Genomic DNA, 25,178 nt, shown 5'->3' with positions numbered 1-25,178 from the left:
ACACTCACATTGTCAGACAGTTAAAAACGTACGATCATACATATTTCAAATGATATGGGCAAACCTAACATTATCATTTATAAAAGGAGACTCGATATGCCACATACTAGTGATAATGACAAAAAAGCAAAAGATAATAACGCAATAAGAGAAAAGAAAAATGCTCAAGAAAGAAAAAATGCACAAGCTGGTAAGAAATCTTTTTCTAAAAGTGTCGATCATCTTTAATTTTAATTCCTAATTTAAACAGTTTAAAAAACATCATTTTCAACGTAGAATTTCATCCAATAATTTAAGTATATTTATTTATTTCTGAAAGACAATAAGAACTTTAAAAACTAGAAAAAGCCTTATTATTGATAAGATTCAAAAAATAAAACTGTTCAACCTTACGAGTCAATTTTGTAAGGTTGAACAGTTTTTTTTAACTATTTATTCCAAGAATTTAGACAACTTTTCAACTCTTACTTCTCACCTCTAAAATTTCCTAAATTCTCCAAACACATCAATCGTTTGAACAATATTTGTAAACGCCTTTTCATCAACTGACTTAATAACTTTTGATAAATGATAGAGTTCATATCGTGATAATACCATCATTAATATTTGTTTATCTTGATTCGTAAATGCACCTTTTGCATTAATCGCCGTAATCCCACGAACTAGCTTTGAATGAATCACTTTACGCAATTCATCACCTTTCGTGGTAACAATAAAAGCAGTCACCTTAATATGACTAGTGTGAATCGCATCAATGAACCTAGAAGTTACATATAAATTTATAAGTGTATATAGAGCCTTTTCCATCCCATAAATATAACCGGCCGTTAAAATAATTAACGCATTAAACAAAAAGAAATATGTGCCAACTGGTTTTCCTTTAGAACGCGATAACACTAGCGCAACAATATCTAAACCACCTGTTGATGCACCAAATTTTAATGTATATCCAATCCCAACAGCAACGATTAGACCTCCAAAAACTGAGTTTAGTAAAATGTCTTTTGAAAATAAAGGTGTCACTGGTATAATCTCTAAAAATAAAGTTGTAATACCAACGCTTAAAATCGTGAAGTACGTAAAAGATGGACCTATTTTTTTCCATGCTAAAATGATTACAGGAATATTTAATAGCGCAAGTAATATACCAGTAGAAGCCGATAAAGAAGTAAAGTCATTCAATAAATTTGAAAGTAATTGAGCAAGCCCCGAAAAACCACTTGAATAAACACTTACAGGGATTAAAAAACAATTCATAGCAAATGCATTCATTAATGCCCCAAATATTACAACAAGAACTTTTATAAACAATTCCTTTTTGTCACTCACTTATAAGTTTCCTCCTAATTATTCATAAACTTAGTATGCCTGTAAGTTGTAAAATAATAGCAAAAAACAACTTCATTTAATGAGTTGGGTATACAAGATAGTATTTGGATGCTGCTTTCTTTGTTTATTAAGCCACTTTCCCTATTATTCAAGCTATTCACTGTCTGTTCGTGTTTACATAACAAAAAACCACTTCTCTTATTGAAGTGGTTTCAAAACTTAATTATTGCTCTTTTTTCTCAAAAAGTTCTTTTGCGTATGTCCAGCCGTCTTCTTGATAGATTTTATTTTCTTTTAATAATCTACCCATTGCTCGTTTAAATGCAGCTTTGCTAAGTTTAAATCGCGCTTTAATATCCTCTGCATCACTTTTATCCCAGTACGGCATTGCCCCACCGCGACTCATCATATATTCATAAACTTCATTTGCCTCAAGATCTAAACCTTCATGAGCCCTAGGTAATAGCGAAACGTTAGTGCTACCATCTTCTTTGACATCGATAATGCGTCCGCTAACTCTTTCACCAATACGTGGCTCAGTTTTTCTTTGAGATTCATGAATAAAACCGATAAATCGCTCATCCGTTAAAATATATGACCCTACTCGTAATGTACGATAGATTATACCTGAAACATTTTTATTAAGCATACTAGGCTCAGCTTGCACTGAGAACTCTTTCATAACAGGTTCAGTTGCAAGTTTAATTAATAATCTACCTTGATTTGTTTGCTTTAACGTACAAAAAATTTCATCACCTTCTTCAGGCCATACTTCTTGAAGAGGTGGAAGGTCACCTTTTTCTAAAAGGATATCTTTTGAAATACCGATGTTTACAAAAACACCTACTCCATCAAGTTTATCTACTACTTTAGCAAATCCATAACCTTCAGTCGTAATAAAAGGCATTTCCATTGTTGCAGATAATCTTCCTTTAGAATCATGATATAAGAAAACAGTTACTTCTTGATCTATTTCAATTTCACCTGATGCTTCGTTATTATGTAAAAACACTTCTTCTTGACCTTGGGCAAGCATATACCCTATTTCAGTTACTCGACTGCACTCTAAAGTGACAATCTCTCCTGCTTGTAAACTCATTCTTTGTTACATCCTCTCTAAACTTCCAAACTAAAAATTATTATATCATGCATAATGAAAGTTTGTTACTTCGTCTATCATACACTATAATACAAGTATTAACGAATTGGAGGGATTCTATCTATGTCAAAGGAAAGTTCATTTGATATTGTTTCAAAAGTAGACTTACCAGAAGTCTCAAATGCGATTCAACTCGCTAATAAGGAAATCGCAACTCGCTATGATTTCAAAGGAAGCAAGAGCTCAATTTCATTAGAAAAAGAAGAACTAGTTTTAATTTCTGATGATGATTATAAATTAGAGCAATTAAAAGATGTATTAATTAGCAAATTAATTAAACGTAATGTTCCTATCAAAAACCTAGATTATAGTAAAGTTGAAGGTGCTTCAGGCGGTACTGTTAGACAAAGAGCTAAATTAGTTCAAGGTATTGATAAAGAAAACGCTAAAAAAATTAATACAATTATTAAAAATAGTGGATTAAAAGTTAAATCACAAATTCAAGATGATCAAGTCCGTGTAACTGCAAAAAGTAGAGATGATTTACAATCAATCATCGCAGCTGTAAAATCTGCAGACTTATCAGTTGATGTTCAATTCTTGAACTACCGATAATGAATACATAAAAAAAGAGGATGAAATTGATCATCCTCTTTTTCATGCGAGTTAAAATTTCTTCTTTTCCCCTTAACTACTCACCAATGTTAATCGTTCATTCTTTGCACAAGTATCTCGGATGATTAGTTTATAAGGAACGATAATACTTTTTTCAGTACCGTCTGGTTCTTCAATCTTTGAGATTACATTTTTGGCCGCTTCGTTACCAAGTTGATAAATGTTAATATCAACAGATGTTAAAGGTGGGCTTGCTAATTCTGCAAAGATGGCATTATTAAAACTAATCATTGATATATTATTCGGAACTGAAATATTATATTCATTTAGTACACTTATAATCCCTAATGCTAATACATCGTCTGTGACTACTATTGCAGTAGGAAGTTCTTGGAGGTCTAGTAATTGATTTACTGCTTTTCTTCCACCATCTCTTGTAAATGAAGTAAAGATTATTGCTTTATCATTTACTGGTAGCGCATTTAATTTCATTGAATCTTGGAAGCCACGCAAACGATTTTGAGTTACTAATAGGCTACTTTCTCCTCCAATAAAAGCAATTTGTCGATGTCCAAGATCAATTAGGTAATTGGTGACATCTCTAGCAGCTGAGTAGTTATCATTATCAATATACGTAATATCATCCATTGAATGATCTGGCTTACCAACTAATACGAAAGGAAAGTTATTTTCGCTTAAATAATCAATGATTTTATCATTTTCCTTAGAATACAGCAGAATAATGGCATCAACTCTTCTACCTCTAATCGTTTTTATCACAGTTTGTTCGACTTCCTCATCATTGTTCCCTGTAATAAAGTAAAGAGAATATTCTTTTTGGTTTGAGTAAGCAGTCACACCTCTAATTACTTCTGCAAAAAATGGATTATGAAATGATGTATCAAGTGCAGGTGGTAAAACTAAACCGATTGATTTCGTAGATCGATTAGCCAATGACCTAGCGTTTAAATTCGGATGATAATTTAGCTCGTCCATCACTTTTCTAACTTTTCTTTTTGTCTTTTCACTAATTCTTGGGCTGTTTGAGATAACTCGAGACACCGTTGAAGGTGCTACATTCGCTTTCTTCGCAACATCCTTAATTGTTATAGTCATTTTAATTCCCCTTATTCACGAATGAATGTAAACGTTATCATTTTTTCTTTAGATGCTATTTAATAAAATCCACGTTTTGCCAACTAAACCTCGATGCCTCGTTCATATCCAGGTGATGGATTATCAAAATTGTTTGATGATTAGAATACTTCACATAACCGTTTCAAGTATTCTAATCACATCAAACTATTTTCTATGCTTATTGTTTATTACGTCTTCTTGCAAACCACAAAAAGATGATAAATGCTACAAAAATCGATGGAATTGCTATGATTACACCCATGTTTAAGCCCGTTTTTGGTGCAACTGCGTAAACATTTGATGATTCCCTTTTCAGAACAATATCAAACCCTTTTTTATTCGGGCGAACTAAATCATCAGCTAAAAGACCTCGTAATTCATCTGATTTCTTAACAACGTCAAAATCCAAATGAACCTTTTGATCAAGTGAAGTATTATTAATAGCAATGATAGTCGTTTCATCTTTATCATGTCGCTTAAATAAAGTCATACCTTTCGAATCATAAAGAACTTCAAAATTCCCATTAGTAAGTGAAGGTAAAGTTCTTCTTAATTCAGTCAGTTTTTTTATATAATCCGAAAAATCTTGATCCGTACGGAAGTCCATTCCTTTTCGGTTATCCGGTATATTTCCACCATTTAATGCAATTTCAGTACCATAATAAGTTAATGGGATACCTGGTGATGTAAATAAATAAGTAAGTGCTAACTTTAATCTTGACGGTGGGTACTGATTCTTTGATAGTGCAATTGAAACAAAACGCTTAGTCATTTCATCATCTACATAGTTAATCATTAAAGTAGATCCAAGCTGTTTAGTTAAATCTTTTTGCTGCTTCATTACTTCTGTTAATGATTGATTTTGTGAAGAAAAAGTATTAGCTAAATCGCCTACTAAATCAACGTTATAAATTCCATTAAAGTCTAAATTCTCGTATTTACTATAATTCATTTCACTTGATTCATTTAAATCAGCAAGTAAAATAAAATTGGGATTTTTCTTTTTTAATTCTTGATTAAATGTTTTCCAAAAAGAAACAGGTACATTATTTACTTCCTGTAAATTATAACCATCAAAGCTAGCCTGATCCATCCAGTACTTACCAGCATCAATTAAGTAATTCGCTACTTCAGCATTTTCTTGATTGAAGTCAGGAAGTCCTTTTATCCATTTCTTTTCTGAACTTGTACTGTTTTCTGGATTGAACCAATTCGCATTTTTAGCTAATTCACTATTAGGTGAAACATTATTTGCAACAAAATCAATAAAAACTTTAATTTTACGTTTATGCGCTTCTTTTACTAACTTTTTTAAGTCTTCGATTGTTCCAAACCTTGGGTCCATCTTTTTAAAATCTATTACTGAATATCCATCGTATGAATTTTCATCGCTTTTAAAAATAGGTGATATTGAAATAGCTGTATAGCCAAAATCCTTTAGATAATCTAATTTTTGTGTAATTCCTTCTAAATCACCACCCTGTGATTTTGTTAAATCTTTCGGGTCAGTATTTTTATTATTTCTAGGATTCCCATCAAAAAAACGATCAATTAAAATACGGTAAATCATTTCTTTTTTTAGATCTGTAGTATTTTTCTCTGCAAAACTAATACTTGGTAATGTACTTAAAAATAATACAGACACAAGTATTATAAAACCAAATCGCCTCATTTTTTCTCCCCCTGCAAGTCAATCGCATGTACAAAATTCACTCTCTAACTATTGTGCAAAATATTAAAATGAAATTCAAATATTATATTGATTTCATAAAACGGAAGCGATTGCACACACTATTTAATTATACTGTTAGCAAATTAGATAGCAAGTTAATCCTTTCATTAATTCCTTTTAGTTAAACCATAAATAAAATTTAAAGGGGAGAATCATGCAAATTGAATCAATCTATCATCAACCGTATGATCAATATGCTTTTTCAATTGATGATAAAACCTATCGTATAAGAATTCGAACAAAAAAAGGAGATTGCAAAGAAGTTAGTTTCTATTACGGAGATCCTTTCAAATTTAATGATTCGGGCTGGCAAATAGAATCGGTTCTCTCGATGTATCTTGCTTTTTCTACTGAATTTTTTGATTACTGGGAAATAAACGTTATGCCTCCAAATAAAAGAATGAAATATATTTTTCATTTAAGAAACGAACAAAATTCTATTTATTATGGCGAAAGTGGATTTTCTAATCAATTTAATCAAAATGATCAATCGAATTGTTTTACTTTAGCATTTCTACATAAAAATTATTTAATTTCTCCCCCAAAATGGGTAAATAAAACAATTTGGTATCAGATTTTCCCTGATCGATTCGCTAGTGGTAATAATAAGAATAATCCAAGCGATTCAATTCCATGGGGCTCTACTTTACCGACAAGTTTAAGTTATTTCGGAGGGGACCTGGAAGGTATAATCCAAAAAATCCATTATCTTAAAAATTTAGGAATAAGCGGCATTTATTTAACACCTATCTTTGAGGCAAATTCAAATCATAAATATAATACGATTAATTACTTTCGAGTGGACCCTACATTCGGAGATGAAAAAATCTTAAAATTATTAATTAAAAAATGCCATGAAAATAATATAAGAGTTATGCTTGATGCAGTTTTTAATCATACAAGCGCATCATTCCCCCCTTTTCAAGATGCATTACAAAACGGAAAAAACTCTGCATTTTATGATTGGTTTCACTTCTATTCCGAAAACAATCAACTCACTTATGAAACCTTTTCTTTTGTTAAGGAAATGCCAAAGCTAAATACAGAAAATAAAGAAGTTCAAAATTTCTTAATCGAAATCGGTTCTTATTGGATTAAGGAATTTAATATAGACGGCTGGCGTTTAGATGTAGCTAACGAGATTGATCATTATTTTTGGAAGCATTTTAATAAAAAAATGAAAGAAATGAAAAATGATTTGTTTATAGTAGGAGAGATTTGGCACCATGCTATGCCATGGCTAAGGGGTGATGAGTTCGATTCTGTTATGAATTACCCACTAATGAAATCATTACTTGCTTATTTTGGATATCAAACAATCTCAACCACTAATTATCAAAATTCAATCAATGATTTAATTGCCACATATCCATTAACTGTTATCAAAACTTTATTCAATGTAATAGGTTCGCACGATACACCAAGAATACTGACACAATGTAATCAAAACGAAAAAAGGGTTATTTTATTATATGTTTTTTTGTTTACATTCTTTGGAACGCCATGTATATATTATGGTGATGAAATTGGCCTACAAGGTGGCAATGACCCAGAATGTAGAAGTTGTATGCTTTGGGACCAATCACAATACAATTTAACAATATTTGATTCATTAAAAAAATTAATTGCCTTACGAAATAAGTTCTCAGTATTAGCAAACGATGGGGAATTTAATTGGGTACAAACTGATCATAACTATATTCTTATGTATGAGCGGAAAAATGATCGATTTCATTTTTTAATCATAGCTAATAACTCGCTTGAAAAACAGTCAGTTTCATTACCAATAAATTTGAAGGGGAAAAGAATAACAAATTTATGGAATGGTCAACAATTTGCTACTGATTCTGATTCAATTGCGATCGACATTGCTGAAACTGATTTTTTAATTTTGCAATTTGAAGAAATAGGCTCATTCATTTAATTAACACAGACTCATTCACTTGGGTCTGTATTTTTATTCATCATTTTACTAAATGTTAGATTTTCTTACATTTCTTATATATGTTAGCGTTTTCATTATTTTTCAGATTATTTTTTTTGTTATTTTTATGAAATTATTATTGAATTTTGCATATATTCTGAATATGATATCTTATATAACACTTAATGTTATAAAATCTAACATTACAGAAATGGGGAATGAAAATGAACAGTATTCAAGCTGCAGATAGTGTATTTCTTTTTATTTCAACTGTTTTAGTAATGATCATGACGCCTGGTCTAGCACTCTTTTATGGCGGAATGGTCAAAAGCAAAAATGTTTTAAGTACGACAATGCATAGCTATGCTGCTATGGCAATCGTATCAATCCAATGGGTAATAATAGGCTATTCTTTAGCATTCGGCCCAGATGTAAATCACTTTATCGGTAACTTTTCATGGGCAGCCTTAAAGGATGTTGGTTTTACTCCAAATGATAATTACAGCGCAACAGTCCCTCATAATCTTTTCATGATGTTCCAACTAATGTTTGCAATTTTAACTCCCGCTCTAATATCAGGCGCATTTGCTGAGCGAATGAAATTTTCAGCATTTCTATTATTTACCCTTTTATGGACAACATTCGTATATGACCCATTAGCTCACTGGGTTTGGGGTGTAGATGGTTGGCTTCGTAATTTAGGTGCTTTAGACTTCGCTGGTGGTACAGTTGTCCATATTTCCTCCGGTGTTTCAGGCTTAGTCCTAGCGCTCCTTCTAGGTAAACGAAAAGATTTCGGTTCAACTTCTCCTCATCACTTACCATTAACTGTGTTAGGCGCAGGTCTCTTATGGTTTGGTTGGTTTGGATTTAACGTAGGTAGCGCTCTAACTTTAAACGATGTTGCATTAACAGCATTTATTAATACAAATACTGCAGCAGCTGCCGCATCAGTCGCTTGGGTGCTTGTTGAATGGTATGTAAATAAAAAACCTACAATGTTAGGCGGAGTCAGCGGGGCTGTAGCTGGTCTTGTCGCAATTACTCCCGCTTGCGGCTTTGTTACTCCCCTCTCATCGATCGTGATTGGCTTTTTAGGTGGAGTCATATGCTTTTTAGCAGTAACATACTTAAAATACAAATTCGGATACGACGATGCGTTAGACGCATTCGGCTGCCACGGAATCGGTGGAACATGGGGCGCAATCGCCACAGGATTATTTGCTACAAAATCAGTAAATAGCGCAGGAGCAAACGGAGTCTTTTACGGTGATTTATCATTACTTTGGAAACAACTACTCGCAATCGGAGCAACTTATCTATTTGCAGGAGTGATCACCTTTATCATCGTAAAAGTAATAAGCAAATTCATCCGTATTCGCGTCGACCAGGAAGAAGAAAACCTCGGTCTAGACTTATCTATACATGGCGAAAAAGCATATCATGACGCAAGCTTATAAGGAGGTATTAAAGTGACTGCTAAACTAACAAAAATCGAAATCATTACTCGACCAGATAGATTTGATGTTTTAAAAGATGCCCTCTCAAAAGTTGGGATTACAGGAATGACCGTTACAAACGTATTAGGATGTGGAATGCAATCAGGCTACACAGAAGTATATCGAGGCAAAAAACGAACAATAAATTTACACGAAAAAATTAAAGTCGAAATTGTTGTATGTGACGTACCCGTTCAAGCTGTAATCGATGAGGCGAAAAGAGTGTTAAAAACAGGAAAACCTGGTGATGGAAAAATATTTGTATACCCGATTGAAAATGCGATTAAAATTCGCACGGGGGAAGAAGGTAGAGACGCTTTACAGAATGATTATTAATTTTAAAACCTAGCCGTTTTGAATGGCTAGGTTTTTATTGGCTTAATTTACGTTTGAGTTGAATATGTAGCTGCTACATTCGTTCATCTACGGACGTTTTAATGCCACCAGCTTAGTTTTTGATGAAAATTAGTAATTATCCTAAGAAAGTAACTGTTTTATATACATACGCTTTATTTCGGTTGATTTTTTTATAGAAAATCATCAAATTTTGAATGAATTAGGATTTTATTTGCGATTCTGGAAATTTATTTGCGATTTTCAATTTTTAATTGCGATTCTGAAATTTTATTTGCGATTACGCTTTTTTATTTGCGATTACGCTTTTTTATTTGCGATTCTGGAATTTTATTTGCGATTCCGCATTTTTAATTGCGATCCCTCGTTTTTATTTGCGATTCCGCATTTTTAATTGCGATTCTCCTTTTTTTAATTGCGACCCCACTTTTTCATTACGTTTTCCCATCTTTACTAAAAATCCTACGATCTAATTTGCGATTCCACTTCTTCTCTAATTAAGCCCTTCCCCACCTAAAAAAAGAGGTGAAAATCACCTCTTTTTACGCCTTTACATTAATATTGAATTTTTTAAACCAAACATGAATTTGATACAAATGAGCTAATAACTGCGGTCCAGACATTAATTGCCCATACCACGGAACTTGGAATGCTCTTCCTTCACTTTGAACTAGGCTATTTAATTGCTCCTTATCTAGAAATTCATAAAGAGCTGAGCTTTTGTCTTTTAATGCTTCTTTTAATTTTTGAACAACTAATTTTGTATAGACTGGATTGTGAGTTTTTGGATATGGACTTTTTTTACGGTATAAAATTTCATCTGGTAACAGACCTTCAAGCGACTTCCTTAAGATTCCTTTTTCACGATCTCCATACATTTTAAGCTCCCAAGGGATGTTCCAAACATATTCAACAAGTCGATGATCAGCAAATGGAACACGTACTTCAAGACTCGCTCCCATACTCATTCGATCTTTGCGATCTAATAGTTGAGCCATAAACCATTGACGGTTTAAATAAAATAATTGTCTTCTTTTAGCTTCTAAAGGACTCTCTCCTTCAAGGATTGGCGTTTCTCTTACAGTCTCATTGTAGCGATCTTGAACGTAGCTTGCTAAATTCAGTTTCTTACTCCATTCGTCTTTTAATAGATTTTGACGAAGCTCTGTAGATCTCATCCACGGAAACGCTGGTCGATTTAAATCATCTTCTCGATGAAACCAAGGATAACCACCAAATATTTCGTCAGCACATTCTCCTGATAAACCTACTACAAAATTGTTTTTAATTTTTTGGCAAAACCATAGTAATGAAGAGTCGACATCTGCCATTCCCGGAAGATCACGACATTCTGTAGCTTCTTCTAAATATTGCACTAGTTCTTCGTTTGAAATGACGCATCTTTGATGATTTGTATTAAATGTTGAAGACATTAACTCAATCCATGGTGCATCTGAATTCGGTTGGAATACACTTGATGTAAAGTATTTGTCATTTTCTTCGTAATCAATTGAATAGGTCGTTAATTGGCCTTTTCCTTCTTTAGCGTAATGATTCGCAGCAATCGCTGTAATTGCACTTGAATCTACTCCTCCTGAGAGAAAAGTGCATAACGGGACATCAGAAACTAGTTGTCTTACGATTGCATCTTCTACGTAAAAACGCACTTTCTCAATCGTTTCATCAACAGAATCTGTATGAATATCACTTTTAACATCCCAATATTTCCATACTTTAAGTCCATTTCTAGAGAACGTCATTGCATGGCCACCACGAAGCTCTTTTATGCCATCAAAAACACCATTTCCAGGGGTACGAGATGGTCCAAGACCAAAAACCTCTGAAAGCCCTTCTTCAGTTAATTCCGCTTTTACTTCTGGATTTGCTAATATCGCCTTTACTTCTGAAGCAAATAATAATCTTTTGTAATCTTCTTTATAAAATAGCGGTTTTACGCCTAAACGGTCTCTTGCAATGAATAAACTTTCTTTTTCTTCATCCCAGATCGCAAATGCAAATATTCCATTAAATTTGTCTACACAAGCTTCCTTCCACTCTATATAGCTAGTAAGAAGGACTTCAGTATCTGAATGACCTTGAAATGTATAACCCCTCTTTAAGAGTTCCTTTCTTAGATCCTCAGTGTTATACAGCTCACCATTGTAGCAAAGTGTATACGTAACATTTCCTCTTGCTTTACGCATCGGTTGTTTCCCACCAACAGGATCTACTACTACTAATCTTTTGTGGCCAAAGCTACAATGATTTGTGGACCAAATATTCGTATCATCTGGACCTCGTTTCGATAATGTTTCAGCCATCTTTTTTGTAGTATTGGCTACCTTTGATAAATCTTTTTGAAAATCTGCCCACCCAGTTATACCGCACATGCTTTTTTCTCCTTTCTGGGCTATTTCCCTATAAAACTAAAGTTAATTCTATATCGTATTAATGCTTTTAAAAATAGGTGCGTCAATCTATAAAAAAAGTTGATAACTTATCAATATTTGTCCATACGTTTTTTCAATTTTTGCATAGTTATAAAATAGTTAAGTTATGTCAATAAATGAAAAAAGTAGCAGCTTTATTAAAATTGAAATAAACGCAGCTATTATTGTTAATAAATCCCAATATCGGTCGGAAAATAGAGTTAACTTTTATCCATTTAAAACAATATTCGAGATTTTAAAAAAGGTTCGAATGAAAAAAAGGATCCTATTATTAATACTTTATTTTATGTATCAATAAAATGTCCGAATCACTACTTCTCATCGAACTTATGTAAATTAATAAATGAACAGCAGAACGCTTGTAACTGGAGGTTACTTAATGCAATTTAAGCAACGATCTCAATTATTTCAAAAGCAACCTCGCGCTTTCACTATTGGAGCAATTGAAGAAATAAATGATGAATGGGTCTTTTTCGATGATGAAACTGATGAGGCGTTTTTACTTGAGGATCTCATCGATGAAGAGTTCGAAGTTTCTATAAATGAAGAATGGATTCCTGCTTCTTTAAGGAACGGAAATTTTCTAATTCAATATCCCAAAAAGAAAAAATTACAAAATGGTGATATCCTACGTATTCAACGAAAACTTTTATATAGCTTCGATACACTATTAAAAAATTTGAGTGATGAATCGTTTTATACTTTAGCTTACTTGCTAAATACTCATCATTTTTCTTTATACGATTGTCTATACTGTCATAATTTCCTTTCATTCCAACCAGAAAATTCCCCTTCTGATGGAGTAAATTTCATTGTGTTTGATAATGGAGAATTAGTTTGTTCAGTATATCACCAATTCAGGATATCATCTGAAGAACAAAACCATAGATTTGAATTGACTAAAGCAACAGGAAACCGTTATCTATTAACACAGCTTTCTTAAAAAATAAAAAAACTGCCACAATTAATATTGTGACAGTTTTTTATTATGCAAAGAAGTGAAAACCTTGAGGTAATCTAAATCCTAAATATAATAAAGCTAAAATAATTACTGTAAAAATAGTTGCAGGAACAACCATTTTACGATGTTTCTTAGAAGACACAGTGAAGTATTCAAATACTCCTAACATAATAATGCCAAGTGTCATTTTGATGTTGTAAAGCATCATCATATCTGACGGCATATTTCCTTTATTAGGAATATGAATAAATAAATACAGTCCAGTTCCTAAAATAACGAAATATAAAAGACGTAAAATCATGTGAGCAACTTTAACATTCCAACCATTTTTGTAACCGTGCCCAACAATTAAAGCTAAAATAATAGCGACTACCCACGATGTAATATGTAAGTGAATCATTTCATTTCCTCCCAAATATATATTCTAAATAATCATAACATAAGACTATAAATAAGGAAAAATTAAGATGAATCGGAAAGTGTAAAGATTTAAAAAAATTCACAAATTGTTCAAAATATATGGTGTGATTTTCTACCCATCAACCGTTAAAACCCACAGGACAAAATACTCATTTTTAAATTTTATAAATTATATTAATCTAGGATTGTAATCTACTGTCGAAAATAAATTCAATATTTTCTATAGGACCTTACGTTTCGACAGTCCGTATAGTTTATCCTACAAAAACCTTTTAATTTCCACTATCCATTGATTGAATGTAGATGAATATTGTTGTATTTTGTAAGTTTTACACTTCTTTTAGCGAATGCCTTCTCATATGGAAATGATTTTGTATAATAGCATTACATACATCGTGAGACCTAGACATAATTCCCTATTCTTGAACAAAGTTGGTGACTAAATTGCTGCTTCATGTTATAGAGAAAAAACGGGCCCGAATGGTATATTATGCGGGACGATATGGCTTTACGAACAAGAAAACAGTTTTATGTAGCCAAGAGTTGGACAGGCTCATGAATATGATATCGACCTTTTCCTCTTCAAAAAAGAGAGCTTAATAACTAGTTGCGATTAGTTCATTCTAATTGCGACTAGTATTTTTTTTATCTCCATTTAATAAGATCTTTCTATTTTACTATTCTTCACTTTCCTTCATTTAAAATTAATACTTCTTAACAATAAGTAGTCTACAATCACGTTTTAGGTTAAATGGCCATATAATACATAATCATAAAAAGAACAAAGGGTGTACAGTCATGCCTGCTTATGTTGGAGTAATAAATATTGTCAGTATCGGTAGTAGTGGCGTAGTTAACATAGGTGACGCGTATAATATAACACCTAAAAGTAATGCACAAACATATGCCGGTGCTGGTTCGTTTAATACGGGTGATAATGTAACAGTTTATAATAATAGAAGCATTTCGAACGTATATGATCAAGATCAAGTGGATCAGCCAATGGTTGGCAACATGTAAAGGAGGATGTCGTTTGAATATATATATACATCAAACAATTATTATTAATCAGCTAAAAACCGGTGGGATTGTAAACTCATCTGTTTTTCAAATTGGTACAACAGGAAATATAAATGCAAAAACAATAACGAATAATACTGGAGATTATTTAGAACCAGCACCACCAATTACTGAACCAGGTCAAATCGTTCAAACTTCGCAAGAGACATAATTTTATTCCTGTAGCAAATTGAAAGCGAGGGAATTCTATGAATCAACTAGAATTAAGGCAGACTCAGATTGAGCAACTACTATATGAACAGTCTCAAATGATTGAACAATTAAAAAGTAGAATCGCTCAACTTGAAGCCACTGTTGTTGAACTTTCTCAAAGACCTGAGACAAAAATTGATAAAATTGAATATAAATTCGACCAGTTAAAAGTAGAGAATTTAAATGGTACATTAACAATTGGACTGAATCCACTTCAAGCTCCAACATTCGATGATTTAACAGTGGAGAACCAACAAATAGATATTAAACCAGACAACAATATAAAAGCATTAAAATCATATATTGCAGACCGAATTCATTTCCATTTGAAGGAAGAAGCATTAGAAACAATTCTTCAATTAGAATCCGAACTAAGAGTTGCAGTAGATGATTATTATCGTCAAATGATGATCGATGATATTCGAAATCAAATGGATATTCGAATTCCTTATTATATCGACTTATATAAAAATAAACCTGAATTCAATGATAATCCGCTTCGTTATTCCGAAGAGGTCGTATTACACATGTTAAGAGATATCCGAACAGCATACAGTGCTTTTCTTCAAAACTTACCACATAATATTGGAAAGGAGAATAAAGGATGATTTTAAATGTAACAAATTGCAATTTACAAGTAGAAGATATTAAGTTTACAGCCATATCTTCATCTTCATTATTTTTGATTGGAGATGCTCATAATATTTCACTATCTTCTATATTTGACACGCCACCAGAATCGTTAATTGTAGGGCCATTTGTACCTTTATCTGTAAGCTAATGTTTAATATTGATCCAAGATTTCGTCTAGCCGCTGTAGAAACGTATGATGTAAATACAGTTCTATTTTCAAGTGTTTTACAGTTTGGGGATGTATTTTCTATAAACGCAGAGTCAAATGCTCTCGCACTACAAGAAGAGGGAAACATATTAGCTGATCCAAACAAAGATATTTTTGAAATTTATCCTATTTTTAAAGTAATTCCAAAACATCTTCCATATGTTCCTAATGTAAAATTAAATCGAGTAAATCTTAACCCTACTATACAGGTTGGTTCAATTAATTATAATGGTATAAGCTCCTCCAGCGCTTCCGTTGTTGGTTCAGTTCATAACGCTACAATGTTAGCCCGTGTTCATCAAATACGGCATTTTACATCGGCACCTACTATACATTATCAAACTCCTGGCCAACATCATGCTCAACCTACATTTTCTCAACTTTTCCAACCACTAATGACACAACAAATGCAACCATTTCAATCAGATGTTCTTGTTCAACCAACAACACCAGTTTCACCAGTAGTAACAGCACACGCTGTAATACCTGTAGCACCTGTAGTTCCGGTACACGTAGCAGTACCAACCGTACCTGCAGTTCCTGCAGTAGCAGGACGATCAACTGATCCAACAGATTCAACACTAACAGATTAAGAAAGGAGAATACTTTATGCCAACATTTCTTGGTGCAATTGTTATCAATAGCAATGAAGGGAATATAAATACGGGAGATCTTAATAATATCTCACCAAAAACACAAACAAAATCATATTTCGGCTCGGGTTCAGGTAATACTGGATTTATACCAGCAACAATTAGCGGTGCAAGTGCCACTAATACTTTAGATGCTGATTTAGTCGATCAAAATGAAGTAGCAACTTTATAATGTCTTCTTCGATAAAAGGCGATGCGAATTAGCATCGCTTTTTCATTGTGTTGAAATGACCTCTTTTGAGTTAAGAATTCTCTTTAGCTCTCTTTTTTTAACTCATGAACCCCTTTTGAGTTAAGAATTCTCTCAAACTCTCTCTTTTTTTAACTCATGGACCCCTTTTGAGTTAAGTATTCTCTCAAACCCTCTCTTTTTTTAACTCATGAACACCTTATGAGTTAAGAATTCTCCTATTCACTCTCTTTTTTTAACTCATGGACCCCTTATGAGTTAAGAATTCTCTCAAACCCTCTCTTTTTTTAACTCATAGACCCCTTATGAGTTAAGAATTCTCTCAACCACTCTCTTTTTTTAACTCATGAACACCCTATGAGTTAAGAATTCTCCTATTCACTCTCTTTTTTTAACTCATGAACCTCTTATGAGTTAAGTATTCTCCTATTCACTCTCTTTTTTTAACTCATGAACACCTCTTGAGTTAAGAATTCTCTTTACCACTCTCTTTTTTTAACTCATGGACCCTTTATGAGTTAAGTATTCTCTCCCCCCTCTGTGAACCCTTTACGAGTGTGTTATGACCAGCTTCATGTTTATTTGCATACCATGATCCAAACTTGAGTATTTAATTTTCATATTTACGGTATTCTACGATCGCACGTACTTTCCATGAGTATCTTAATTTATCTTTCAATATTATCTAATTTTTATTTCACCACGATAAAAAAAGCGATGCAAACTAGCATCGCTTTTTTCTATAATTCTACAATATGACCGCCATCGAAAAAGTATAGATATTTCGCTTTAACCTTTTTATCCATTCCAGCTTCGATTGCTTTTGAATAAAGATCAAGTTGAATACCGTATCTTTTTATTGCTTCTTTTTTCAATGCTTCATCAGTGGTAAATGCTTCAGTTCGATCTGTTTTATAATCAATTAGGATCGCTTCTTCACCATCGATTAAAAGTAAATCAATAATCCCTTGAATTAATACCACTTCTTCTTCATCTTGCCAATCTTTATAAATTTCATTTGTTGAAACACCATAACTAAAAGGTACTTCACGTAACTTTTGATGAGCGTTTTTCACTAATTGACCAAGTTCTGATTGACAGAAATCAAAGATTTCCATGCTATTGACGGCTTCTCCTTGTTCATGTGTAATTAGTTCTTTCAAAACCATACTACTAATTTGATTCATAATTTCTTCATGAGAAGAAATAAATTGATAATCTAAATTTTGCATTACAGCATGGGTCGCAGTTCCTTTTTCAGCCTGGTTCATCTTTTGTTCTGAGATAAATTTTGGTCGCTCAAGAGGAAAGCCTTTTGATGTAGATCCTGTAAAACTTTGATGATACGGCTCTTCTTCTTGCATTTTTCTTTTTAATTCTGTTACAGATTGCTTTGGTCGATATAGCGTTGCTTGATTATGACTATATTGCCAATTTAATTGATTTTCAATTTCTTCATAAAGCTCGTCATTTTTGATATTGATTGGCTCTTTTAGCTGAAAAGCTTGAAATATTTCAGTTTTATTATTTTCTACTTCTTCGGTTTCCGTTAGTTGAATAGTAGAAGCATCAACAATCGAATAATTCCAACGACATGGATAAAACTGAATTTCATTTTTGGTTTGCCATAGATCATCCTGAAGTCTAATTGCGCTACTAGAATCATGACGAATGATCGATGGTCCAATCCAATCAAGATAGTTTTTTGCACCACTAATTATATTTAATGGTAAAAGCCACTCTTTATGATTTTCAATTTCTTTCCAGCTTTCGATTATTTTTTGTGCGTCCTTCACCTTACCTACAAGTATTAGTTTTTCCCTTGCACGGGTTAATGCAACATAAAGAATACGTAACTCCTCAGATATTAATTCTCGTTGTTCCTTACGCTTGATTGTTTCCTTTAATAGCGTTGAATTTGTAGTGCGATACGTCGGATGAACATAATTCATTCCTAATCCTAGCTCTTTTTGTAATATAAATTTTGCATTTAAATCTTGCATATTAAATTGCTTAGATGTATTCACAACAAACACGACAGGAAACTCTAGGCCTTTACTTTTATGGATTGTCATCATCTGTACGATATTTTCTTGATCACTTACTATACGAACTTCATCTAGTTTTTCGTCTCTTTCCTGCATACGATCTAAAAATCTTAAAAATTGGAATAGACTTCTATAGTTCGATTCTTCTAACGCTTTTGCGCGATCAAATATTGTGATTAAATTTGCCTGTCTTTGTTTCCCTCCAGGTAAACCTCCGACAAAGTCATAATAAGTCGACTCATTTAATACCTTCCAGATAAAGATTGAAAGTGTTTCTCTTTTTACAAGTCGCTTCCATTCCTTTATTTGTTGAAAGAAATTTGCTAATTTAATTGATAATTGCTTATGACGATTTTCAAAATTATTTGTATACGCTTGACATGCCTCATAAAAAGAACCCTTTTTATGGTCAAGTCTGATCACCGTTAATTCTGGTTCTGTTAGCCCTACAATTGGAGAGCGTAGGACAGATGCAAGTGGGATATCTTGAATCGTATTATCGATTAGCTTTAATAGATTTAAGAACACAGCTACTTCAATTGTTTGAAATAAGTCCTTCGATTTTTCAGCATATAAAGGGATTCCAAGAGCTTTACATTCCTCAATATATAAATCCGCATTCGATAATGAACGTCCTAATATCGCGATATCACTGTATTTAACTGGTCTCATTTCTCCAGTTTTTTCGGTAACCAAATATTCACTTTCAATTAAGTCCTTGATTCTCCTTGCAACGTATCTAGCTTCAATTTGTTCCAGTTTTTCTTCAACAAGTTCATCATCTTCTTGTTCGCTAATTTCAGGAACGTCATCTTCTTCAGCAGAGTTTGTTAATAAAATCAATTCTGAAGTGCATTCAGAGTATTCTGGATAGCTAGCCCCTAGCTTCAACATAGCATCTTCATCATATTCAATTCCACCAATTTCTCTTCCCATGATTTGTTGAAAGATAAAATTGGTTGCATCTAATACTTCCGCTCTACTTCTAAAGTTTTTAGATAAATCAATCCTCAAACCTGTTCGATCATTTAACTCTTTTTCATATAGATTATATTTATCGATAAATAACTGTGGTTCTGCTAAACGAAAACGATAGATTGATTGTTTAACATCGCCAACCATAAATAGATTTCCATCCGAGCCTGTACCTTTTGTAATTAATCTTAAAATCGATTCTTGAACATAATTCGTATCTTGGTATTCATCGACTAATACTTCACTAAATTTTTCTTGATAAACCCTAGCAACCGAAGAAGGCAACAATTGATCTGTTTCTTCTTTTTCCTTTAAAATTTCAAGTGCATAATGCTCTAAATCATTGAAATCTAAAATACCATTTTCTAACTTTGCTTGTTTAAATAGCACGATAAAGTTATTAACAAGCCCGATTAATTTTTCAACTAGAGGCTTTAATTCAATTATTTGTTTTAACTGATGATTAATGTTTCGACTAAAATACTTTTCTTTCAAATCATCAATTTTCTTTTTAACATCTTTACGGAAATTAGCTGCTAATTCTTTTTTCTGTTGATCCCCTTCTGTCTTTTTAATAATAGGCAGACGAGTAAACGCTATTTTTTGTAGACCGATATTGATTTCTTCCCATGTTTTTTCTGAAACATGATATAAACACTCTAAATTGCTAAATTCTTCTTTAAATACATCGAAATACTTTATTGGACCATCGGGACTTTCAATTAAATTTAAAGCTTGTTTATAAGCGTTTATACAAGCAATGATGTCTTCTTGAATAAATCTCTTTAGTTCTTGAATAAAAGGAATATCGTCAACTAATTTATCCTTTACGTCATATTGATGAATGAACGTATTTAAAAACTCGCTTGGATTTGGATTAGAAATTGCATGACGATACAGCTTTAAAATTAATTTTGGTAAATCATTATCATCGCGATCGCTTGTATAACGATTAACTAAATCAAAGAAGACTAAATTAGAATCATCACTGTACTCTGCTTCCATTAATTCTTCTAACACTTCATCCATCAGTAGTTGTATCTCTACTTCTTCTGCTGTACGGAAATTCGGATCTAACTCAACCATATAGTAATTTGATCGAATGACTTCCGTACAAAAAGAATGGATTGTTGAGATTGATGCTTTATTTAACAAAGAAGCTTGTTTTCGTAAATGATCCGATTCAGGATTATTTACAAGTTGCTTCTCTAATGCGACTCCAATTCTTTCTTTCATTTCCTGGGCACTTGCTTTAGTAAAGGTAACGACAAGTAATTCATCAACATTAATCGGATTTTCTTCACGAATAATCTTTTGAATGATTCGCTCAACAAGAACAGCAGTCTTTCCGGAACCAGCGGCAGCGGCAACTAGAATGTCTGATCCTTCGAGATCTATCGCCTTTTGCTGGTCGACCGTCCATTTTGTTTTACTGGCATTATTTTCTTCCTTACTCATCATGCTTCACCGCCTCGATCATTTTTTGTATTGCTTCACCATCTTCTAAAGGAGGTAAAATACGATACTCATTCCCTTTTACATTTGCATCAAATTGACATACTGATTGATATGAGCAATATGTACATGGGATTTTATCCTTTTGTTGGTATGGGTTCGCTTCAACGAATCCGTTATAGATTTGCTGACCAGCTTCAGTAAATTTTTGCTTTATATAGTTCGTCATCATTGGATATTGTTCAGGCTTTACTGTTTTAGAATATTTTGCAATGTACTCTCCATTTTTTTTAAGCTTAATTGGTACGATTTTCGAAGAACCCCCATCTTCAATTAAAGCTTCATCCATTAACGAATTACTTTCACGATCTTCCAACAGTAATCCATTCATTTTAAACTTCTTAAAGATTTCGTCCTGAATTTCATCGAACTCAATTTCATTTTTAATTTTTACAATTGGATTTTGAACATGGAAATAAAGTATTCCAGCAGGGTCTGCAGGTTTACCCAGTAATGAAGTTGAATTCGCTACAGCTATATCTAAATAAGTTAGTAATTGTAATGCCAGACCATAATAAACATCAGATAATTTTAATTCCTTTTTAGTTGATTTATAGTCCAAAATTCGTAAATATTCGCCTTTTTCACTCGACGCTTTATCAATCCGGTCAATTCGACCATTTAATACCATTCTTTTCTTTCCATCAATAGGTAGTTCATATGAATTTAATTGTTTACCAATACCAAATGGAACTTCTAAAGCAACTGGAATAAATTTACCTGCATGCTCTTGTTGACTTAAGATTGATGATACTTTTGAAATTACGTCTTTCATTTTTTTCTTTAAGAACATATATCGGTTTGTGCTTAGTAAAATTTCACGTTGAAACTTAGGTGATATTTCATCTACTACTCTCGCTGCTAATTCATCACACTCTGCATTCGTTAAATTACTCCAACTTTTTCCTGCCTGCAATAGATTTTCTCCAATTATTGTTAAAGCACTATGGAAAAGTTGTCCCATATCGAATGATTCAAATTTATAAATTTCACGTTCTTGTAGCTTTAATCCGTATCGTGCAAAATGAGCATAAGCACATTGATGGAAAAGCTCAATTCTTGATACCGAACCACTTAATTCTTCCCCATATAATTCTGTACTTAACTCTTCTCCAAGGTCTTTTGCAATATTGTTATACATTACACTACTAATAACTTTATATAGTTTATCTTTAGAATCTGAATCTTCGCGTAAAAAGTTATATAGCATCCACCATAAATCCATATTAGACTCAGTCTCTTGAGTTGACCAAGCTTGAAGCTGGGTAACTAAACTCGATAGCGCAGTCCCATTATTCGTAATAAATGAAAGCTGTTCTTCTACTGAACTAAATAATAAATCTCCACTTTCAAAGCTTTGCTGGACATTTGGGAATATCGATTTAATCCTTTGAATTAGACTTGAAGGCGCAAGTCCTTTTCCGTCATCACTTGCCAAAGGATAACTGAATATTAACTCATGACTTGCCCGATTAATCCCAGTATATATATTAAAATTTTCTACGAACAATTGATGCTTACTAGTTGGCGCAACCTCAACGCCGAATGATTGTAAATACTCTCTTGCAGTATCACCTAACAATCCATCCTCATTAGCTTTCCTTGGGATAATCCCTTCATTTACACCAATGATGTATGCGCACTTTACATTTTGTAATCGTGAATGATCAAAATTAGCAATATTTACTTGATCTAATGAAGCAGGTACGTTAGCAAATTGAAGCGATTGAAAACCAGTTTGAAGAATTTCAAAAAAAGTTTTACGTGACAGTTTCTCCGTTCCAATTAATTCGACACACTCATCTAAAAGATTAATAAATCCTTTCCATACTTGTTCGTGATCTTTACTTTCGATTAAATTTGATCGATTTTCAGCTTCATCTTTTAAGCGTTGAAGTTTTCTAGAAATATCTAGTGATTCAACAAATTCGTATAATGCTACACACATTTCTCTTACATTTTTTGCATTTTTTAAATTGCTTTGAAATGATCGAACTGGCCCCACTAATAAATTTCTTACTGAATTTATTAAAGCCTCAAATTCTAGTTCTTCATTTGTTACCCCTTTTTCGATTCCATCAGTAGAACGATATTTACGATACTTCCACGGCTCATCAATCGTCCACCTTTTCCCTTGTTTTCCATATGCAATGCAATAGTTTTCAAATAACTCTAGCTGCTCACGATTTTTATCGCTATTGCTTTCAAACGGGTAAACTAATTCTGTCTTATATGCATTAAAAACTGATTCATATCGCCAATTTTTTTGAATGATATCAAAAGTAGCCTGTAAAAATGTAAACAATGGATGAGTTAACATGGAACGCTTTTCTTCTATAAAAATCGGTATTTGATAAGCATGAAAAATAGTAGAGATTAAATGTGAATAAGTCTCACTGTTTCTCAAAAAAATCGCCATATCACGATATCGATAGCCTTTATCTCGTACTTTATGAAGTATATCTTTTGCAATCGCGTGAATCTCTGATCTACGATTTGATGCCGAAATAATTTTAATCCCCTCTGACTCAAAAGAAGGCCTTACTGGTCTACTATCAAAATTCTTTTCAAAATAGCTCAAGCCATTCGATATATTCCTTAAATTTTCGTGGCAAATTATTGACTCGTCAATAGATTGCTTCGTGTTTAAAGCAATCTCCTTAATTTGTTGATATAAAATTGCAGGCTTGTGAAATAAATTTAATTCATGCGGTAATAAATCATCGTATGGACGGTCAATCGTTAATGAGAACTTAACTTCACTACAATATTTCATTAACTCCTCTACAACATTACGCTCTTGTGGCGCTAAATCATAATAACCATCAATATAAATAATGCTATTTTTTATATACTCACTTTTAGGTAGCTCTTGAATTAATAAATTTAAATAGTCTTCCGAATCAAGATATTTATCTTTCATATATGTATTAAAAGCATCAAATACAATTTGAATATCATTTATCTTTTGTTGAATAAAGAGATGATCTTTTGAGGAATTTTGTTCCATTTGCAAAATCACTGAAGATAATTCATCTGAAGAAACTTGGAATCCTTTAAACTCAGAAATAAGAGAAGTTAATTCCTTGTAGAACCCTTGTCGATCAGCGACGTGATGAAATACCTTTAATTCCTCTTTCTTTTCCTCAATAATCTTTCGAAGAATCATTGAAATACCAATTTCTCCGATATGAATCCGACTAATTCCACCAGTTTCCTGTAAAACCTTCCAAGCTAGTCTTGTAAAACTAAAAACTTGTGAATTAATAATAGCCTTCTTCTCTTGCCTTCTGACTAATTCATATTCCATCTGAAATGTCATTTGGTCAGGTACAATAAATATGATATTTTTTGTTTCTTGTTTTAATCTATCTGTAATTTCATTTAAAATATAATGTGTTTTTCCACTGCCTGCACGTCCTAAAATAAATTGAAACGACATTAAATCCACTCCTTTGAAGCAGGCTCATAGTAATTTTGGTACGTAGGTAAAGTCCTAAAGACCTTGCCACCAATTTTCCCTGCTTTTTTCGTTTTACGTGCTCTTCCTGTCTTTTCTGCCCCTAATAATAAAAGCCCCTATAAGGAGCTTACTTGTTAAAATTCGTATTCAAGTTTGAAAGCGGCCAATATAGTAAATCGACCTTCCCTACAATTTTATCAATTTTTACAAATCCAAACAAACGACTATCATAACTTTTTGGTCGATTGTCTCCTTCTACAAACACATAACCAGATGGAACTTTAGCTTTACCCGTAATTTCGTTTAAATTAAAGTCACCAGTAAAAGGTGTTCCCTTTAGAGTACTTTTGTAATCATTTAAAAATGGTTCACTCCATTTTTTATCGTTAATATAAAGTTGATCATCCTTATATTCGATTGAATCTCCGGGTAAACCAATAACTCGTTTAACATAATCCTCTTGTTTATTTGCATGAAAGACTATTACATCAAATCTTTTTATATCACTTAATTCATATCCAAATTTATTTATTACTAGTAAATTTCCATTCTTTAAAGTTGGCATCATAGACTCTCCATCAACTACATAAGTAGAAAATAGAAAAGTTCGAACAATAAAAGCAATTGCGATTCCGATAAAGATTGCTTTTCCCCAATCAAATACTTCTTTTCTTAGCATAAACAAACTCTCTCCCTTTTGA

At 32.7% G+C, this 25,178-nt stretch carries 22 protein-coding genes; 13 read left to right on the top strand and 9 right to left on the bottom strand.

Annotation, left to right across the window (positions count from 1 at the left end; translation table 11 throughout):
• Positions 1-96: 96 nt before the first annotated feature.
• Entirely contained in the window at positions 97-228 is a 132-nt protein-coding gene (locus CN692_RS01410) for a DUF3941 domain-containing protein (protein WP_098117220.1), read from the top strand.
• Between the two features lie 249 nt (positions 229-477).
• Here the strand turns inward: CN692_RS01410 and CN692_RS01405 are convergent, their stop codons facing one another.
• A complete protein-coding gene (locus CN692_RS01405; protein WP_257143951.1) occupies positions 478-1,329 on the bottom strand; it encodes a YitT family protein in 852 nt (283 codons plus the stop codon).
• Between the two features lie 223 nt (positions 1,330-1,552).
• Entirely contained in the window at positions 1,553-2,428 is an 876-nt protein-coding gene (locus CN692_RS01400; protein ID WP_098117219.1) for a CvfB family protein, read from the bottom strand.
• A 123-nt stretch (positions 2,429-2,551) separates the two neighbouring features.
• Here CN692_RS01400 and CN692_RS01395 point away from each other — a divergent pair, with 123 nt between their 5' ends.
• Entirely contained in the window at positions 2,552-3,043 is a 492-nt protein-coding gene (locus CN692_RS01395; protein ID WP_098117218.1) for a YajQ family cyclic di-GMP-binding protein, read from the top strand.
• Between the two features lie 72 nt (positions 3,044-3,115).
• Here CN692_RS01395 and CN692_RS01390 read toward each other — a convergent pair whose 3' ends face one another.
• On the bottom strand, positions 3,116-4,159 hold the full coding sequence (locus CN692_RS01390; RefSeq protein ID WP_098117217.1) for a LacI family DNA-binding transcriptional regulator: 1,044 nt from the start codon (positions 4,157-4,159) through the stop codon (positions 3,116-3,118).
• A 199-nt stretch (positions 4,160-4,358) separates the two neighbouring features.
• A complete protein-coding gene (locus CN692_RS01385; RefSeq protein ID WP_098117216.1) occupies positions 4,359-5,852 on the bottom strand; it encodes an alpha-amylase family glycosyl hydrolase in 1,494 nt (497 codons plus the stop codon).
• A gap of 214 nt (positions 5,853-6,066) precedes the next feature.
• Here CN692_RS01385 and CN692_RS01380 point away from each other — a divergent pair, with 214 nt between their 5' ends.
• The 3 genes from CN692_RS01380 (at position 6,067) to CN692_RS01370 (ending at position 9,671) form a co-directional block, all read left to right on the top strand.
• Positions 6,067-7,836, top strand: coding sequence for an alpha-glycosidase (locus tag CN692_RS01380; RefSeq protein ID WP_098117215.1), 1,770 nt, complete (start codon positions 6,067-6,069; stop codon positions 7,834-7,836).
• A gap of 233 nt (positions 7,837-8,069) precedes the next feature.
• Positions 8,070-9,296, top strand: coding sequence for an ammonium transporter (locus CN692_RS01375; protein ID WP_098117341.1), 1,227 nt, complete (start codon positions 8,070-8,072; stop codon positions 9,294-9,296).
• A 12-nt stretch (positions 9,297-9,308) separates the two neighbouring features.
• The gene (locus tag CN692_RS01370) at positions 9,309-9,671 is read left to right on the top strand and encodes a P-II family nitrogen regulator (RefSeq protein WP_098117214.1); all 363 of its coding nucleotides are present in this window, start codon (positions 9,309-9,311) and stop codon (positions 9,669-9,671) included.
• 560 nt (positions 9,672-10,231) lie between these two features.
• Here the strand turns inward: CN692_RS01370 and asnB are convergent.
• Entirely contained in the window at positions 10,232-12,079 is a 1,848-nt protein-coding gene (asnB, locus tag CN692_RS01365) for an asparagine synthase (glutamine-hydrolyzing) (RefSeq protein ID WP_098117213.1), read from the bottom strand.
• Positions 12,080-12,518: 439 nt separating this feature from the next.
• Here asnB and CN692_RS01360 point away from each other — a divergent pair, with 439 nt between their 5' ends.
• Positions 12,519-13,082 carry a DUF2777 family protein gene (locus tag CN692_RS01360; RefSeq protein ID WP_179865556.1) on the top strand — a complete coding sequence of 188 codons (564 nt, stop codon included), beginning with the start codon at positions 12,519-12,521 and terminating at the stop codon, positions 13,080-13,082.
• A gap of 43 nt (positions 13,083-13,125) precedes the next feature.
• Here the strand turns inward: CN692_RS01360 and CN692_RS01355 are convergent, their stop codons facing one another.
• Positions 13,126-13,500, bottom strand: coding sequence for a DUF1516 family protein (locus tag CN692_RS01355; protein WP_098117211.1), 375 nt, complete (start codon positions 13,498-13,500; stop codon positions 13,126-13,128).
• Positions 13,501-13,964: 464 nt separating this feature from the next.
• On the opposite strand from CN692_RS01355, the gene CN692_RS01350 reads away from it, so the two are divergent.
• The 7 genes from CN692_RS01350 (at position 13,965) to CN692_RS01320 (ending at position 16,458) form a co-directional block, all read left to right on the top strand.
• Positions 13,965-14,120: an aspartyl-phosphate phosphatase Spo0E family protein gene (locus CN692_RS01350; protein ID WP_098117210.1), complete on the top strand. Its 156-nt coding sequence runs from the start codon at positions 13,965-13,967 to the stop codon at positions 14,118-14,120.
• Between the two features lie 198 nt (positions 14,121-14,318).
• Positions 14,319-14,540 carry a spore germination protein gene (locus tag CN692_RS01345; protein ID WP_098117209.1) on the top strand — a complete coding sequence of 74 codons (222 nt, stop codon included), beginning with the start codon at positions 14,319-14,321 and terminating at the stop codon, positions 14,538-14,540.
• A gap of 13 nt (positions 14,541-14,553) precedes the next feature.
• On the top strand, positions 14,554-14,751 hold the full coding sequence (locus tag CN692_RS01340) for a spore germination protein GerPB (protein ID WP_098117208.1): 198 nt from the start codon (positions 14,554-14,556) through the stop codon (positions 14,749-14,751).
• Positions 14,752-14,788: 37 nt separating this feature from the next.
• Positions 14,789-15,400 (top strand): spore germination protein GerPC, encoded by a 612-nt coding sequence (gene gerPC / locus CN692_RS01335; protein ID WP_098117207.1) that lies wholly within the window; start codon positions 14,789-14,791, stop codon positions 15,398-15,400.
• On the top strand, positions 15,397-15,573 hold the full coding sequence (locus tag CN692_RS01330) for a spore gernimation protein GerPD (RefSeq protein ID WP_098117206.1): 177 nt from the start codon (positions 15,397-15,399) through the stop codon (positions 15,571-15,573). The genes gerPC and CN692_RS01330 overlap by 4 nt, the downstream gene beginning before the upstream one ends.
• Positions 15,573-16,226 (top strand): spore germination protein GerPE, encoded by a 654-nt coding sequence (locus CN692_RS01325; protein WP_098117205.1) that lies wholly within the window; start codon positions 15,573-15,575, stop codon positions 16,224-16,226. Before CN692_RS01330 ends, CN692_RS01325 begins: the two co-directional genes overlap by 1 nt.
• A 16-nt stretch (positions 16,227-16,242) precedes the next feature.
• Complete coding sequence (locus CN692_RS01320) at positions 16,243-16,458, top strand: spore germination protein (RefSeq protein ID WP_098117204.1); 216 nt, start codon at positions 16,243-16,245, stop codon at positions 16,456-16,458.
• 758 nt (positions 16,459-17,216) lie between these two features.
• Here the strand turns inward: CN692_RS01320 and addA are convergent.
• The 3 genes from addA to lepB all read right to left on the bottom strand — a co-directional run bounded on the left by addA (position 17,217) and on the right by lepB (position 25,156).
• The gene (addA, locus tag CN692_RS01315; RefSeq protein ID WP_179874350.1) at positions 17,217-20,957 is read right to left on the bottom strand and encodes a helicase-exonuclease AddAB subunit AddA; all 3,741 of its coding nucleotides are present in this window, start codon (positions 20,955-20,957) and stop codon (positions 17,217-17,219) included.
• Positions 20,950-24,456, bottom strand: a complete 3,507-nt coding sequence (addB, locus tag CN692_RS01310) for a helicase-exonuclease AddAB subunit AddB (protein ID WP_098117202.1) — start codon at positions 24,454-24,456, stop codon at positions 20,950-20,952. Before addB ends, addA begins: the two co-directional genes overlap by 8 nt.
• A gap of 148 nt (positions 24,457-24,604) precedes the next feature.
• Positions 24,605-25,156 carry a signal peptidase I gene (gene lepB, locus CN692_RS01305; protein ID WP_098117201.1) on the bottom strand — a complete coding sequence of 184 codons (552 nt, stop codon included), beginning with the start codon at positions 25,154-25,156 and terminating at the stop codon, positions 24,605-24,607.
• Positions 25,157-25,178: the final 22 nt, after the last annotated feature.

This window comes from Bacillus sp. AFS002410, assembly GCF_002556365.1.
Lineage (GTDB): Bacteria > Bacillota > Bacilli > Bacillales > Bacillaceae_G > Gottfriedia.
Note: the sequence above shows the minus strand (reverse complement) of the source record. Positions and strands in the feature narration are given on the sequence as shown.

Coding starts and splice junctions, on each gene's coding strand:
- CN692_RS01410 (WP_098117220.1), top strand. CDS start 97: ATGCCACATACTAGTGATAATGACAAAAAAGCAAAAGATAATAACGCA.
- CN692_RS01400 (WP_098117219.1), bottom strand. CDS start 2,428: ATGAGTTTACAAGCAGGAGAGATTGTCACTTTAGAGTGCAGTCGAGTA.
- CN692_RS01395 (WP_098117218.1), top strand. CDS start 2,552: ATGTCAAAGGAAAGTTCATTTGATATTGTTTCAAAAGTAGACTTACCA.
- CN692_RS01390 (WP_098117217.1), bottom strand. CDS start 4,159: ATGACTATAACAATTAAGGATGTTGCGAAGAAAGCGAATGTAGCACCT.
- CN692_RS01385 (WP_098117216.1), bottom strand. CDS start 5,852: ATGAGGCGATTTGGTTTTATAATACTTGTGTCTGTATTATTTTTAAGT.
- CN692_RS01380 (WP_098117215.1), top strand. CDS start 6,067: ATGCAAATTGAATCAATCTATCATCAACCGTATGATCAATATGCTTTT.
- asnB (WP_098117213.1), bottom strand. CDS start 12,079: ATGTGCGGTATAACTGGGTGGGCAGATTTTCAAAAAGATTTATCAAAG.
- CN692_RS01360 (WP_179865556.1), top strand. CDS start 12,519: ATGCAATTTAAGCAACGATCTCAATTATTTCAAAAGCAACCTCGCGCT.
- CN692_RS01355 (WP_098117211.1), bottom strand. CDS start 13,500: ATGATTCACTTACATATTACATCGTGGGTAGTCGCTATTATTTTAGCT.
- CN692_RS01345 (WP_098117209.1), top strand. CDS start 14,319: ATGCCTGCTTATGTTGGAGTAATAAATATTGTCAGTATCGGTAGTAGT.
- gerPC (WP_098117207.1), top strand. CDS start 14,789: ATGAATCAACTAGAATTAAGGCAGACTCAGATTGAGCAACTACTATAT.
- CN692_RS01330 (WP_098117206.1), top strand. CDS start 15,397: ATGATTTTAAATGTAACAAATTGCAATTTACAAGTAGAAGATATTAAG.
- CN692_RS01325 (WP_098117205.1), top strand. CDS start 15,573: ATGTTTAATATTGATCCAAGATTTCGTCTAGCCGCTGTAGAAACGTAT.
- CN692_RS01320 (WP_098117204.1), top strand. CDS start 16,243: ATGCCAACATTTCTTGGTGCAATTGTTATCAATAGCAATGAAGGGAAT.
- addA (WP_179874350.1), bottom strand. CDS start 20,957: ATGAGTAAGGAAGAAAATAATGCCAGTAAAACAAAATGGACGGTCGAC.
- addB (WP_098117202.1), bottom strand. CDS start 24,456: ATGTCGTTTCAATTTATTTTAGGACGTGCAGGCAGTGGAAAAACACAT.
- lepB (WP_098117201.1), bottom strand. CDS start 25,156: ATGCTAAGAAAAGAAGTATTTGATTGGGGAAAAGCAATCTTTATCGGA.